This is a genomic window from Stenotrophomonas veracruzanensis (genome assembly GCF_032911525.1).
Lineage (GTDB): Bacteria > Pseudomonadota > Gammaproteobacteria > Xanthomonadales > Xanthomonadaceae > Stenotrophomonas > Stenotrophomonas africana.
The window spans coordinates 1-14,442 of sequence record NZ_JAWJTI010000044.1 but is presented as its reverse complement, the minus strand read 5'-3'; the positions used below and the strand labels follow the sequence as shown (position 1 = coordinate 14,442).

Here is a 14,442-nt window from a genome sequence, read left to right as displayed (position 1 = left end):
GTGGTAGTGCCGGCCGCTGGCCGGCATCCACCCGATCATGAAGTTGCCGGCCAGCGGCCGGCACTACCGCGAACCCGACCGGCGGATTGCCGCTCAGGCCGCCAGCGAATCCAGGGCGGCTTCCAGCGCATCCAGGTTGGGCAGCAACGCGCTCCGCTCACCCAGCAGCACGCGCATGTGCACGATCTGCGGCAGGGTTTCTTCGGAGGCGTCGGCCAGCAAGCCGTCGCGCGGCACCGAGATCAGCTGCGGGAAATTCTGCGTCAACAGCGCATAGTAGGGGCGCTGCGCGTTGCCGCTCAGGGCCTTCAGCACCACCACCTTGTTGTGGCCAGCCACCGGCTCTTCGCCCAGCCCCGAAAGGCGTGCGAACGACACCAGCGGCACCTGCCAGCCATGCCAGCCGATTTCGCCAACCAGCCAGCGCGGGGCGTCGGAGACCGGCTGCACCGGCACGCGCGACATCATTTCGGCCACCGTGGCATTGGGCAGCAGTACACGCTCGTTGCCGGCCTGGATCAGGACGCCGCGGATTTCATCATTGCTGGCATAGCTCATGGTGCCTCTCCGTTATCGTCCTGCTCACCCCAGCGCGCGGCGATGGCCTGCGCCAGTTCCTGCGGTTCTCCGGCCGCCATGCCGGCCGCAACCACGGCGGTGGCCGCCGCCGGGTCATAGCAGCCCTCACCCACCTGCCCGGCCACCCAGGCACCGGCGGCCGCCAGGTCCAGCGCCGGTCCGACATGGGCCAGATCGGCACCGCTGAGGAGCACCAGCGCGGTATGTTCCGCCGGCAGCCCGGCGATGGCGATGCCGTTGGCGTCGCTGAGGAAATGCAGGCCGTCAGGCGCTGTGCGTACGCCGATATCATCGGCCAGCACATGCACCTCGCCCGGGATGGCGCGCTGACCGGCTTCGGCCAGCTGCACCGGCAATGGTGAGACACGTGCCATCTGCTTGACCAGGTTGCCGTAGCGACCGCCGTCCAGGCGCATGTGCACCAGCACCGGCACGCTCAACGAAGACGGCAGCGCGCCGAGCAGGCGGCGCAGCGCATCCGGGCCACCGATACCGGCCAGCACCAGCAGCGATCCGGCGCGCGCGCCCACCGGAGCAGCAGCATCCAGATCGACCAGGCTCAAATGATCGGTATCGAAGGAGGGTTGCGGCGCGGCGACCGGTGCCGCCACTTCTGCCGGTACCGGCGCTTCGATCGATTCCTCGACCAGCGACCAGGCGGTGTGATCGAAGGAGATCGGCGGTGCCGCAGGCGCCGCCGGTTCGGGCACGACCGGCTGCGGTGCGGCCAGTACCTGCTCCAGCGGGACCGGTTCGTGCAGATGCGGCGGCGGTGAGTAAAGACTGTCCGCCGGCACGTCGTCGGCCCAGCTCAACGCCTGGTCCAGGTGCGGCTGCAGCGCTTCTTCCTGTGGCGCCGGTGCCGGTGCCGGATGGCCAGGCTCCAGCTGCAGGCTGGGTTCATCCTCGGCACCCGGCGGCAACACCTGCTGGTGTCCGTGCAGCTTGGCAGCCAGGTGGCGGCCCCAGCGCTGTGCCTCCCAACCATCACGACGCGCAGCCAGTTCAGCCTCGTCGAACACCAGGGTCAGGCCCGGTGCGGACAGTGCGCTTTCCAGGCGCTCAAGTGCATCCTCGATGGCCGCCTCCAGGGCGATCACCACGATCTGCGGGCGCGCCTCCTGCAGCAGCTGCGGCTCCAGGCTGTTCGGGTCGTCTTCCAGCACCAGCTGCACATCCGCATGCGACAGCGCCTCGCGCAGGCGCTCACGCGCCGCGCCGGGGCGGGCCAGCAGGGCAACGGCCGGCGCCATTTGGGTTTCACTCACGGACACGGGCGATCCCCAGCAGGTCGTACACGTTACGCATCAGGTCCAGTTCCTGGTACGGCTTGCCCAGGTAGCGCTGGACACCAATCTCGAAGGCGCGCTGGCGGTGCTTGTCGCCGCTGCGCGAGGTGATCATCACGATCGGCACATCCTTGTAGCGCGGGTCGGCACGCATCGCGGTGGCCAGCTCGTAGCCATCCATGCGCGGCATCTCGATATCCAGCAGCATCAGGTCCGGCACGCGCTCTTCCAGGCGTTCCAGCGCTTCCACGCCATCGCGGGCGACGCTGACCTCGAAGTTGTGGCGCTCGAGGATGCGGCCAGTGACCTTGCGCATGGTCAGCGAGTCGTCGACCACCATCACCAGCGGCACCTGGCGCTCCTGGCGCGGTGCGTTGGCCAGTACCGGCAGCGTCGGGTTGGCGAGGAAGCGGCGCACCAGCGGCGCCACGTCCAGGATCACCACCACGCGGCCATCGCCGGTGATGGTGGCGCCGTAGATGCCCGGCACCGACGCGATCTGCAGGCCGACCGGCTTGACCACGATTTCGCGGTTGCCCAGCACCTGGTCGATCGCCACCGCGGCCCGCAGGTCACCGGCGCGGACCAGCAGCAGCGGCACCTGGTCCTGGCCATCGGCACGCGCCGGGGCCTGCCCGACCAGGCTGCCGAGGTCGTACAGCGGATAGTCCTCGCCGCTGTAGCGGTAGCTGCTGTCGGCGGCTTCGAAGCGCTCGCGCGACAGGCGGCCGATGCCACTGACCGATGCGACCGGCACCGCAAAGGTGGTTTCGCCGATCTGCACGAACACCGCCTGGGTGACCGCCAGCGTCTGCGGCAGGCGCAGGGTGAAGCGCACGCCCTGGCCACGCACCGACTGGATGTCGACCGAACCACCCAGCTGGCGCACTTCGTTGCGCACCACGTCCATGCCCACGCCACGGCCTGCCAGCTGGCTGACCTGGTCGGCGGTGGTGAAGCCTGAGGCGAAGATCAGGTTGTCCAGCTCCTGCTCGCTCGGCTGCGCATCGACAGCCAGCAGGCCACGGTCGATGGCACGGCGACGGATCGCCTCGCGGTCCAGACCGGCACCGTCATCGGCCACTTCCAGCACGATTTCCGAGCCCTCGCGGTGCAGGCGGATGGCGATCTCGCCTTCCTCAGGCTTGCCGGCGGCACGACGCTGTTCCGGCGCCTCCAGGCCATGGGCCACGGAGTTGCGCAGCATGTGTTCCAGCGGCGCGACCATGCGGTCGAGGACGTTGCGGTCCAGTTCGCCGTGGGTACCTTCCAGGGTGAGGTGGACCTGCTTGCCGGTATCCATGCCCGACTGGCGGACCACGCGACGCAGGCGCGGCACCAGGCCATCGAACGGCACCATGCGCGCGCGCATCAGCCCATCCTGCAGTTCCGAACTGACCCGCGACTGCTGCTGCAGCAGCGAATCGTACTGGCGCGAAAGATCGTCGAGCACGCCCTGCAGGCCACCGAGGTCGGCCGCCGATTCGTTCAGCGCACGGCTGAGCTGCTGCAGGGTGGAGAAGCGGTCCAGTTCCAGTGGATCGAACTTCTGGTCGGCCTGGTCCTGTTCGCGCTGGTAGCGCGCGACGATCTGTGCCTCGGTTTCCAGATCGAGGCGGCGCAGCTGGTCACGCAGACGCGCATTGGTGCGCTCCAGTTCGCCCATGGCGCCACGGAAGGCACCGAGCTGCTGTTCAAGCCGCGAGCGGTAGATCGCCACTTCACCGGCATGGTTGACCAGGCGGTCGAGCAGGTCGGCGCGCACGCGCACCTGCTCCTGCTGCGGACGCGCCAGCGGATCTTCATCGACCGCGCCTTCTGCCGGCAGCGGTGCCGACAACGGCGCATCGATCAGTGCCGGAGCCGGGCTGGCGACCGCTGCCGCGACGGTTTCTGCGACGCTCGCCACATTGGCTGCCGCTGCCGCAGCGATATCGGTGGTGGTACGCGCTTCGAACGCGTCGACCAGGTCCTGCGCCGGTTCCACCACGCGATGATCACCGGTGCGGGTCAGCAGCTGGTGCAGGCGATCAAAGCCACGCTCCAGCAGCTGCACATCGCGGCGCTCGATCTCGGTGCGGCCGGCGGCGACGGCTTCCAGCAGCGATTCGATGCTGTGGCCGAGATCGCCGATGGCGTTGATGCCGGCCATGCGTGCACCACCCTTCAGGGTATGCAGGTCACGCTGCAGGCCGGCCAGCACCTCGCGGTCCTGCGGCGCATCGCGCAGCTCGCTGATCAGACCGTCGCAGTGGTCGAGCAGGTCCTTGCCTTCCTCGACGAAGATGTCGACCAGCTCGCGGTCATACACGCTGAAGTCGAGCGCATCGATGCCATCCGCGTTGTCTTCCAGAGCGGAGGCTTCATCGTGGGCCGGCGCATTGACTGCAACGACTGCGACTTCCGGCTGGACAGGTTCGGCATCGTCATGGACCGTGCCCTGACCCGGTGCTTCTTCGAGTTCGAAGAAGCGCACCGGCTCTTCGGAGGCCTGCGGTGCTTTGGCAGCGATCTCCTCATTCACCGTCGCCGGGGACGGCTGATCGGCGCTCTCTCCTTCGCCGACCGCCGCCTCCCCGCCGACGTCCGCATCCTCGGCAAAGGCTTCCGCCTCGCCCGGCGCGAGTTCGCTGGCCTGGAGGCCGAGCACGGGCCATTGCCCGTCGTCGTCCAGGGTCTGCTCTTCGTCGATCACGTGCAGGCCGGCCTCGAGCGCGGCTGCCAGCGTGACCGGTTCTGCAAAACCCGGCGCAGCCATTTCATCCTGCAGGCTCGACAGCTCGCTGTCGAGTGGCAGTGCAGCAGCGTCGTCAAAGGCGTTGCCTTCGGCTTCCTCCAGATCGGAGGGCTGCAGCGTATTCAGGTCGATCGCGTCAATTTCCGCAGACGCAGGCAGTTCGTCCGCGTCGCGGTCATCGATCGGCAGCGCGCTGGCGTCGAGGTACGGCGACAGGTCGTCTGCGGCAGTCAGATCGGCTTCAGCGGCCGGCGCAGCAACCGACTCACTTTCAACCGGCTGGATCGATTCAATCGATCCGATATCCACGGTGGCGGCTTCGCCCTCGCCCGGCACCGACGGCCATCCGGCATCGAAGTACCGCGACAGATCATCGCCGCTGGTCAGTTCGCCGACCTCCAGACCTGCATCGATCACGTCCGTGGCTTCCGGCGCCTGCGCGCCGGCTGCAATCGGTTCCAGCACCGGCTCGGCAGGCACGATCCCGGACTCGTTTGCCTCGAACGCGGCGGCATCCGTCGTCTCGACAGCGGCATCAAACTCCAGGTCGGCCTCCAACGCCAGATCGTCGTCCTCGTCCTCCAGCCCGGCCATCGGCCAGCGCGCTTCCGGCAACTCGCCGGCCAACGCCTGCAGGCGCTGCACCAGCGCGCCCTGCGGCGCGATCCGCGGCTGCTCGGCCTGCAGTGCTTCCATGGTCGCGGTGATCGCCTGTGCGGTCGCATCCAGCGCGGCTACGCCTTCGTCGCCAGGCACCACGTCGGCGGCGAGCGCACGCTTGATGTAGGACTCGGCGCCACCGGTGACGGCGGTGATTTCCGGCACTTCGGTCATCGCGAAGGCGCCGTTCATGGTGTGCACCGCGCGCAGCAGCGCGTCGCTGACCGGCTGCGGCGCCTGCTGCGCCGAACGCAGCCAGTCCTGCAGGGTGGCCTGGTGGACTTCCACTTCGGCTTCAAGGATCTCGCGCAGCACGCTGTCGATGTTGGCTGGAGTACCTACGGCCTCGGGCTCGGCTTCGTCCTGCACCGACGCGATGGCTTCGGCCGCCAGGATGCGGCTGATCTCGTCCTCGCCTTCGGTCTCGGCCTCGGCCACCGGTGCCACAGGCGCGGTCGCTACCGGCAGCGGCACGTAATAGGTTTCCTCACCGGCGCCGACACGGTCGGCGATGGCCTGCATCGCCTGCAGGTCCACGCTGATGCGCTGGCCGTGGCGCAGCGCGGCGTTCAGCTGCGGCAGCGCGGCGTGCGCGTTGTCGACCATGGCCAGCACAGCCGGCGAGGCCGGACGGCTGCCGTCCAGCACGCGGTTGAGCATGCCCTCGATCTTCCACGCGAACTCACCCAGGGTGCGGGCACCGACCAGGCGACCACTGCCCTTGAGGGTGTGGAAGATGCGGCGGATCGGCCGCAGCCGGTCCATGTTGTCCGGCTGCATGCGCCATGCCGGCAGCAAGCTGCCGAGATTGGCCAGTTCGTCATCGAACTCTTCCAGGAACACCTCACGGATGTCCTCGTCGATGTTCTCCGCGTCATCATCGAAGCCCGCTTCGAAGCCCGCTTCGAAGCCCGCCTCGGCATCCGCCGTGACTGGTGCTTCGGCCACGGTGGGCGCGGCCGTTGCCTGCGGATTGAAGTCCGCAGCGGCCGCGCTCAGCTCGGCGAAGAACTGCGCGTCAGCTTCGCTGAAATCGATCGGCGCGATGGTGTCGATGTCGATCACCGAAACCGCAGGCGCATCCGCCACAGGCGAAGGCGCGTCGACACCGGATGCCGGCGCGTCAATCGGTGCATCCGCAGCAGCGGCACCCGTTTCGACGGCAACAGGATTTTCGTCCTCCATCGTTGGCACACCGGCATCGGCGATCTCCAGCGACGGATGCAGCGCGGCATCGCCGTCCAGCGACAGCGTCTCCATCGCATGCAGCGACAGCACATCGTCAGCGTTGTCCAGCGCGTCGGCATCGAAGTGGAACACCACGTCGTCACCGGCGGCAACCGCATCGTGCTCGGCAGCCACCGGGTCGAACACCGGCGCGGCAAAGACAGCGGTGTCGAAGGGCACCGACGCGTCGACGTTGTCCTCGATATCCATCACGGCCACATCGGCCACTGCCGGCGGCGTTGCCTCCGAAAGCATCCACTGCGGTGCCGGTTCCACTCTGGTTTCGGCCTGTTCGAAACTGACCGGATCGAAGCTGGCAAAGGTCGGGCTGCGCTCGTCGTCGGCACTCGCGGCCGGATCGGCCTCCGGATGGAACGGTGCGAGATCCCATTGCGGAACCTCGGGCGCAGGCGCGCTCGAAGCCGCGAACACCAGCGGTGCATCTGCGTCGTCATGCAGCGACATCGGTGCGGATGCAACGGTTCCCAGCGCACCGAACATCAGGGTGTTGTCCACCACCTCCGGTGCAGGCGCAGCCGGTGGCGGATCAAAGGTAAAGTCCGGCAGTGGCGCCGGCACAGTGCCAGCGGCGGGCGCGGCCGGCTGTACAGCAATTTCGATGCGCTCCGGCTGCAACGGCTCGGCCTGCAGCGCGACCGGCTCGCGATCCACCAGCAGCGATGCAAACGGAATCGGCGCAGCGGCAACCGGTGCCGCCGCATTGCGGTCCGGCAACGGCCAATAGCGCAGCGCTTCAAGGCTGCTGCGGGTGATGTCGAGAATGTCCTCGCGCCCCGGACGGCGGTCGCGCAGGGCTTCGAGGTAGTACTCCAGGCTGGCCATGGCATCGGCCAGGGTGTCCAGCTGACGGCCACTGGGCACGCGCTGGCGACCGATCAGCTCGGCTTCGATGTACTGCTGCACACCGCGCAGGTAATCGGCCGCCGTGCCCAGATCCAGCATGCGCAGCGCGCCGGAGACATCCCCCAGCAGGCGCGGCACGTCCTGCAGCTCGGCATGGTTCCAGCTGGTTTCAATGAAAGCGACGAAGTGCTCGCGGGCGGCGGCGAAGTTGGCGATGGCCTCATGCGCCAGCACCTCTACCGTGCGCCGGTTCTCCACCGCGCTTGGATCGTCCTCGCCACTGCCGCCGGCGCCCAGATGGGCGACCTGGTCGTCCAGCGAGGCATCCACGTAGAGCAGTGCACCGGCGATATCCAGCAGCAGGTTCTCGTCGATCTGCTGGCGCCCTTCGACCACGCCACGCAGTGCGTCCCGCTGCTGCACGACCACGCCGCGGGCCACGCCCAGGCCCATCATGCCCAGCGTATCGGCCACCGCACCGAGTTCGTTGGCCTGGGTCTGCAGCTGTTCGGGCGCGCCGCCGGTACGCAGGTGCAGGTCCAGCGCATCCTTGATGCGCAGCAGTTCTTCCTTCACCGCACTGCCGACGGTGTCGAGCAGTTCGCGATTGCGCCCGCTCAGGCTGCCACGGGCATGGTCCAGTTCGGCCTCGGTCGCGGTGACGCTGTCCGGTGCGAATGCCAGCAGCACGCTGTCATGCACCCCTTCTTCGCCACGCGCGGCACGGATCTCGTTGAGCAGCGGCATCAGCACGATCGGAATATCGCGATGCCCGTTCTGCAGGCGCTCCAGGTAGTCGGGCAGCAGCACGCTGCCACGCATCAGGGTCGCGCAGGCTTCATCCCGATCTGCCACACCACCGGCGCCGATGGCATTGGCCAGCTGTTCAAGCTCCTCGGCCACCATCGCCGGGGCGTACAGCTCGACCATGCGCAGGGTGCCCTGCACCTGGTGCAGGTAGCCGGCGCAGATGCGCATGCGGCTGGCATCGGTCGGGTCTTCCGCGTAGTACTCGACCTCGTTGCGCACCTGGCGCAGGGTCTCGTCCAGCTCGGGCTTGACCCAGCCCAGCGCTGCGTGGCTCATCGCATCGCGCAGACTGCTCATGGACGCGCTCCGTTCGCCGCCGCGCGGAAGCCGCGCGAGTTCTGGCGTGGGGAATGGAAATGCTTCATCGACTGGTTCCTTGCTCGCCGCCCTGCCCGCGTCACGCCGGCAGCTTGAAGTCGGCGACCGAACGACGCAGGTCCGCCGCCAGCTGCGCGAGGTGGCCGATCGATTCGGCGGTCTGCCCGGCACCCTGCGAGGTCTGGCCGGTGATCTGCCGGATCACGCCCATGGTGCGGGTGATGTCCGAGGCCGCAGCCGACTGCTGCTGGGCGGCGATGGAGATGTTCTTGATGAGGGTGTTCAATGCATTGGACACGCGCTCGATTTCGGTCAGCGCGGTGCCGGCATCCTCGGCCAGGCGTGCACCGGACACCACTTCGGCTGTGGTCTGCTCCATCGAGGTGACCGCTTCGTTGGTGTCGGCCTGAATGGCCTGGACCAGGTTTTCGATGCGTCGGGTCGCACCCGAGGTGCGTTCTGCCAGGCGCTGCACTTCGTCGGCCACGACCGCGAAACCGCGGCCCGCTTCACCCGCCGACGCGGCCTGCACCGCTGCGTTCAACGCCAGGATGTTGGTCTGCTCGGAAATGTCGTTGATCAGTTCCACGATCGAGCCGATTTCCTGCGACGATTCGCCCAGGCGCTTGATGCGCTTGGAGGTCTCCTGGATCTGGTCACGGATCTGGTCCATGCCCTGGATGGTCTCGCGCACCACGCCGGCACCTTCGGCGGCGATCACCACCGAGCGTTGTGCCACGTCGGCCGACTCGGCCGAGTTGCGCGACACCTGTTCGATGCTCGCCGCGATCTCGCCGATGCGGTCCGAGGCCGAGGTGATCTGGTTGGCCTGGTGGCCCGCCGCTTCCGCCAGCTGCATGGCGGTGGCCTGGGTTTCCTGGGTGGACAGCGCGACCTTGGCCGAGGTGTCGTTGATGGTGGTCACCAGGTGTCGCAGCTCGTCGACGGCGTAGTTGATCGCGTCGGCGATGGCGCCGGTCATGTCCTCGGTCACCGAGGCCTTCACCGTCAGGTCGCCCTCACCCAGCGAGGAGATTTCGTCCAGCAGCCGCATGATCGCCTGCTGGTTTCGGCTGTTGAACTCCACCTGGGTCTGGTAGCGCAGTTCCTGCTCGCGCGAGCGGCTGCGCACGTTGGTGGAGACGAAGCCGATGATCGCGATCAGCGACAGTGCGCCGGACACCACGCCGATCCAGAAGTTCGGGAACAGGCGGGTATCGGACACCGAGCCGAACGAGGAGAACGCGTCGAACAGCTTGCGGCTGTCGTCCAGCATGTGCGCCGAGCCCTGGCCCAGCGCGGTGGCTGCGGACTGCGCGGCGAACAGCTGGCGCGAGCTGGCCAGGATCGCGTCGGCGTCCTGCTTCATCGCTTCCCACTTCTGCTGCGACTGCTCCAGCGCGGCCACGGCGGCAGCACCGCGCACGGCGGTGATACCCAGTTCCTCGTTGCCGTTGCGCAGGCCGTCGAGCACCTGCGAGAACACGGTAATGTCGCGGGCCAGCGCATCGCCGGCTGTAGCAGCACCGCTGCCACCGGCACGCATTTCGGTCACGCGGCGGGCCATCGAGCCGGCTACCACCACCTGCTGCAGCGCGCTGTACACCTGCGCCGACGGCGCACCGGAGGCGGACATCGCACGCACCAGCTCGTTCAGCTGTGCCTGCAGGCCCGGTACTGCACCGCTGAAGTTGTTGGCGTTGCCAGCCAGGGCCAGCACCGCCGGCTCACTGGCGACCAGCTGGCCGGCCTGCTTGCCCAGCGGCGCCCAGGTTTCACCCAGCGTGGCGATTGCGCCGGAGACCCCAGGCTCCTTGCCGTAGCGCCCCTGCAGCGTCGACACATTCTGTTCGATCGCGTTGCGGGTGGCCTTGAAGGCGGTGAACGCCTGCGCGTTGCCGCCCACCGCGTCACGGCCCTGGTTGGCCAGCTGCTGTGACAGCACCTGCAGGTCGGCTGCCTTGGAACCGGCATCGGCCAGGCGACTGCCCTGCCAGGTGGCGACACCGGTGTTGACGCCGAACAGGATCATCGATGCCAGCAGCAGGAACAGCCAGAGGTTGCTGCCGCCCAGCCGCAGCTTGCCGGTCTTGGTGGCGTCCGAAGCAGTACTCATCGTTCAACCTCGTTCTTCAATGCAGGGGGCAGCGCCCGGCCTCAGGCCGCGGCTTGCCGGAATTCAGGGGTGCGCGACAGCAGCGAGAGCGAGAACACGCCCCAGTCCTGGCCGTCGGCGTGGAAGGCGCGGTCGACGAAGTGGGCATAACGCCCATCGGCCAGCGCACCAGCATCGATCTGCTGGGCCAGCTCGAAGCTGCGCTGGCCGAACAGTTCATCGATGGTCAGTGCCACGTCGCCACCGGCCTGGCGCATGATCAGCACCCGCTGGCCTTCCTGCTGCACGGTACGCGTGCCCTCCAGGAAGTACTTCAGGTCGACCACCGGGAACAGGTTGCCGCGCAGGTTGCCCACGCCCAGCAACCACGGCTGCGCGCACGGCACCGGCGTCACCGGCGGCATCGGCACGATTTCCACCACTTCGCGGAAATCGGACACGAGCCGGCGCTGGCCGACGCGATAACCCACGCCACGCCAGAGGTCCTGGGCGAACTGCCGCTCGGGCAGCTGCACTGCATGGGCCAGGCTGCGCCGTTCGTAGGCTTCGAGAATGTCGAAGGGCGAGCGCATCAGGCCACCAGTTCGTTGATCCGCGCGATCAGTTCATCCTCGCGCGGCGGCTTGACGATGTAATCGGCCGCGCCCTGGCGCAGGCCCCATGCCTTGTCGGTTTCCATCGCCTTGGTGCTGACGATGATCACCGGAATGTGCTTGATCGCCGCATCACGGGCCATCGCGCGGGTGGCCTGGAAGCCGCTCATGCCGGGCAGGACCACGTCCATCAGCACCAGCTGCGGCACCTGGTCGCGGACCAGCTGCAGTCCATCCTCGGCGTTGTCCGCTTCCAGCACCTCGTGGCCGGCACGGCGCAGCCACTGGGTGAACACCGCGCGGTCGGTCGGTGAATCCTCGATCAGAACGATACGAGCCATTGTGCCTTTCCCCCCTGGTCAGGCGTTGACGTATGTGCGGATGGCACCCAGCAGTTCTTCACGCGTGAAAGGCTTCGTCAGGTATTGCTCCGAGCCGACGATGCGTCCCCGCGCCTTGTCGAACAGGCCATCCTTGGACGAGAGCATGATGACCGGGGTCGCCTTGAACAGCTGGTTGCCCTTGATCAGCGCACAGGTCTGGTACCCGTCCAGGCGCGGCATCATGATGTCGACGAAGATGATCTGCGGTTGCTGGTCTGCGATCTTCGCAAGCGCTTCGAAGCCGTCGGTGGCGGTGACCACCTCGCAGCCTTCGCGCTTGAGCAGCGTTTCCGCAGTCCTGCGGATGGTCTTCGAATCATCGATGACCATCACCCGGAGTCCTGCGAGTTCCCCGCCCGCAGTCGTGTTTTCAGTCATTGCCTATCCCCAAGCGCACGGCCCGATCTCTGGCGGGGGCCGCTACGAAAGCGTATCTATATCGCACTTACTGCGCCCGCTTCAAGGCCGCCCCACGGCGCGGGGCATGGCCCCCTCCTGAACGTGACGGGTTTCGCAATGAGTGCGCGAGCGCCGGGCGGACGCTGCGTTGCAGTACGGCGGGGAGGCGCGCGACCGGCGTTGCCGCTACCATCAACGCCTTGCCTGACAGGTGCGCCCATGCCGTTGAACGTCATCGTGGTGATGGATCCCATCGCCCACATCAAGATCGCCAAGGACACCACCTTCGCCATGCTGCTGGAAGCCCAGCGCCGCGGCCATGCCCTGCACTATGTGCGCCCGGGTGGCCTGGCCCTGGAGGGCGGCGTGGCGGTGGCCCAGACCGCGCCGCTGCAGGTGCGCGACGACCCGGCCGGCTGGTATGAGCTGGGCGCATTCAGCCGCACCGAGTTCGGCCCCGGCCAGATCGTGCTGATGCGCAAGGACCCGCCGGTCGATGCCGAGTACATCTACGACACCCAGGTACTGGACGTGGCGGCGGCTGCCGGTGCCTGCGTGGTCAACAACCCGCAGGGCCTGCGCGACTACAACGAGAAGCTGGCCGCCCTGCTGTTCCCGCAGTGCTGCCCGCCAACCCTGGTCAGCCGCGACGCCAAGGCCTTGAAGGCCTTCGCGCTGGAGCACGGCCAGGCCGTGCTGAAGCCGCTGGACGGCATGGGCGGCCGCTCCATCTTCCGCAGCGGCCAGGGCGATCCGAACCTGAACGTGATTCTGGAAACGCTGACCGACGGCGGCCACCGCATGGCGCTGGCGCAGAAGTTCATTCCCGATATCACCGCCGGCGACAAGCGCATCCTGCTGGTCGATGGCGAACCGGTCGACTACTGCCTGGCCCGCATCCCGCAGGGCGATGAGTTCCGCGGCAACCTCGCCGCCGGCGGCCGCGGCGAAGGCCGCCCGCTGAGCGAGCGCGACCGCTGGATCGCCGCCCAGGTGGGCCCGGAGATGAAGCGTCGTGGCATGCGCTTCGTCGGCCTGGACGTGATCGGGGATTATCTGACCGAGGTCAACGTGACCAGTCCGACCTGCGTGCGCGAACTGGACGCACAGTACGGACTGAACATTGCCGGCACCCTGTTCGACGCGCTCGAGGCCGGCCCGCGCTGATGCCGTCCGCACCTGCCGTCCTGCCCCCGCCACCGCGCGAAGCGCAACGGCTGGGGGCGACCATCGCGCTGTCTGTGCTGGTCCACGCCCTGCTGATCCTGGGCGTGGGCTTCGCCGTGAAGGGTGATGCACCGCTGGTGCCGACGCTGGAAGTGATCTTCAGCCAGACCCGCACCGCGCTGACGCCGAAGCAGGCTGATTTCCTGGCCGCAGCCAACCAGGAAGGCGGTGGCGAGCACGACCGCGCACAGCGTCCGCGCGACAACCAGGCCGGTATCGTGCCGCAGGCCCAGTCTGGGCTGAGCCCGGTGCCGCAGCAGCAGCAATCGGCCGCACCGGTTCCGCCGCCGCAGGCACGGGTGGTCAGCAGCCGCAATGGCCAGGAGGTGGTGGCGCAGGCGCAGTCCCGCCCCACGCCGGATCAGCCCGAACCGGACGCACCGCTGAGCGCACGCGAGCAGCGCGATGTGGAAATGGCCCGACTGGCCGCTGAAGTGCATCTGCGCTCGGCGCAGTACGCCAAGCGCCCGAACCGCAAGTTCGTGTCGGCCAGCACGCGTGAATATGCCTATGCCAATTACCTGCGTGCCTGGGTCGACCGCGCCGAGCGCGTAGGCAACCTGAATTACCCGGACGAGGCGCGGCAGCGCCGCCTCGGCGGCCAGGTGGTGATCAGCGTGGGCGTACGCCGCGATGGCAGCGTGGAGAGCAGCCGGATCCTGCGTTCGAGCGGAACGCCGCTGCTGGATGAGGCGGCCCTGCGGGTGGTGAAGCTGGCGCAGCCGTTCCCGCCGTTGCCGAAGACCGAAGATGAGATCGACATCCTGCAGGTCACCCGCACGTGGGTGTTCCTGCCGGGCGGCACCCTGCACGACGACCGGTAGGGTTTTGTTGCCCGGGCCTGCGGCCCGGGACCCGCAGAGGCAACGGCCACATCCGAAGCAACAGCAGCAGCGGCGGCCGGTGTACTGACGCTTGGCGGGGCGGTGTCGGGTGGCGGGGACGCCGCAAGTACGTCCCTGTAGGCTTAGCCGCGGCATCCATGCCGCGGATACCCCGCAACCCGACACCGCCCCACCTCTGACAGATCCCGGCGCACCATTGCTTTGGTAGGTGTCGACCTTGGTCGACACACATCCACGCCACGCGTGGATGCGAGCGAAGCGACCCGCTTTTGACTTTGATTTTCTTTTGATTTTCCGTGGCGGACGCACACGGAAACTGTCAGAGGTCGGGCGGGGTGGGTTCGCGGGGGTATCCGCGCCATGGATGGCGCGGCTAAGCCCCCAGGGACGGGTTC

General features: G+C 67.9%; 9 protein-coding genes. 2 read left to right on the top strand and 7 right to left on the bottom strand.

Annotated features, from left to right (window positions below; translation table 11 throughout):
• Positions 1-93: 93 nt before the first annotated feature.
• From R1H25_RS18385 to pilG, 7 genes are all read right to left on the bottom strand, one after another.
• A complete protein-coding gene (locus tag R1H25_RS18385; protein WP_317224293.1) occupies positions 94-558 on the bottom strand; it encodes a chemotaxis protein CheW in 465 nt (154 codons plus the stop codon).
• On the bottom strand, positions 555-1,853 hold the full coding sequence (locus tag R1H25_RS18380; protein WP_317224292.1) for a chemotaxis protein CheB: 1,299 nt from the start codon (positions 1,851-1,853) through the stop codon (positions 555-557). The genes R1H25_RS18385 and R1H25_RS18380 overlap by 4 nt, the downstream gene beginning before the upstream one ends.
• Positions 1,840-8,463, bottom strand: coding sequence for an Hpt domain-containing protein (locus R1H25_RS18375; protein WP_317224291.1), 6,624 nt, complete (start codon positions 8,461-8,463; stop codon positions 1,840-1,842). The genes R1H25_RS18380 and R1H25_RS18375 overlap by 14 nt, the downstream gene beginning before the upstream one ends.
• A 100-nt stretch (positions 8,464-8,563) precedes the next feature.
• Positions 8,564-10,600: a methyl-accepting chemotaxis protein gene (locus R1H25_RS18370; RefSeq protein WP_049445437.1), complete on the bottom strand. Its 2,037-nt coding sequence runs from the start codon at positions 10,598-10,600 to the stop codon at positions 8,564-8,566.
• A 41-nt stretch (positions 10,601-10,641) separates the two neighbouring features.
• Positions 10,642-11,172 (bottom strand): chemotaxis protein CheW, encoded by a 531-nt coding sequence (locus R1H25_RS18365; protein WP_049445439.1) that lies wholly within the window; start codon positions 11,170-11,172, stop codon positions 10,642-10,644.
• Positions 11,172-11,534 carry a PleD family two-component system response regulator gene (locus R1H25_RS18360; RefSeq protein ID WP_005410717.1) on the bottom strand — a complete coding sequence of 121 codons (363 nt, stop codon included), beginning with the start codon at positions 11,532-11,534 and terminating at the stop codon, positions 11,172-11,174. The genes R1H25_RS18365 and R1H25_RS18360 overlap by 1 nt, the downstream gene beginning before the upstream one ends.
• A gap of 18 nt (positions 11,535-11,552) precedes the next feature.
• Entirely contained in the window at positions 11,553-11,954 is a 402-nt protein-coding gene (gene pilG, locus R1H25_RS18355) for a twitching motility response regulator PilG (RefSeq protein WP_005418455.1), read from the bottom strand.
• A gap of 240 nt (positions 11,955-12,194) precedes the next feature.
• Here pilG and gshB point away from each other — a divergent pair, with 240 nt between their 5' ends.
• Together gshB and R1H25_RS18345 are read left to right on the top strand one after the other, a co-directional pair.
• Positions 12,195-13,142 (top strand): glutathione synthase, encoded by a 948-nt coding sequence (gene gshB / locus R1H25_RS18350; RefSeq protein ID WP_317224290.1) that lies wholly within the window; start codon positions 12,195-12,197, stop codon positions 13,140-13,142.
• Positions 13,142-14,026, top strand: a complete 885-nt coding sequence (locus R1H25_RS18345; RefSeq protein ID WP_049445443.1) for an energy transducer TonB — start codon at positions 13,142-13,144, stop codon at positions 14,024-14,026. The genes gshB and R1H25_RS18345 overlap by 1 nt, the downstream gene beginning before the upstream one ends.
• The last annotated feature ends 416 nt before the right edge of the window (positions 14,027-14,442 follow it).

Excerpts from the sequence above, each read along its gene's own strand:
- R1H25_RS18365 (WP_049445439.1), bottom strand. The coding sequence starts at position 11,172 with ATGCGCTCGCCCTTCGACATTCTCGAAGCCTACGAACGGCGCAGCCTG.
- R1H25_RS18345 (WP_049445443.1), top strand. The coding sequence starts at position 13,142 with ATGCCGTCCGCACCTGCCGTCCTGCCCCCGCCACCGCGCGAAGCGCAA.
- gshB (WP_317224290.1), top strand. The coding sequence starts at position 12,195 with ATGCCGTTGAACGTCATCGTGGTGATGGATCCCATCGCCCACATCAAG.
- R1H25_RS18360 (WP_005410717.1), bottom strand. The coding sequence starts at position 11,534 with ATGGCTCGTATCGTTCTGATCGAGGATTCACCGACCGACCGCGCGGTG.
- R1H25_RS18370 (WP_049445437.1), bottom strand. The coding sequence starts at position 10,600 with ATGAGTACTGCTTCGGACGCCACCAAGACCGGCAAGCTGCGGCTGGGC.
- R1H25_RS18385 (WP_317224293.1), bottom strand. The coding sequence starts at position 558 with ATGAGCTATGCCAGCAATGATGAAATCCGCGGCGTCCTGATCCAGGCC.
- R1H25_RS18375 (WP_317224291.1), bottom strand. The coding sequence starts at position 8,463 with ATGAGCAGTCTGCGCGATGCGATGAGCCACGCAGCGCTGGGCTGGGTC.
- pilG (WP_005418455.1), bottom strand. The coding sequence starts at position 11,954 with ATGACTGAAAACACGACTGCGGGCGGGGAACTCGCAGGACTCCGGGTG.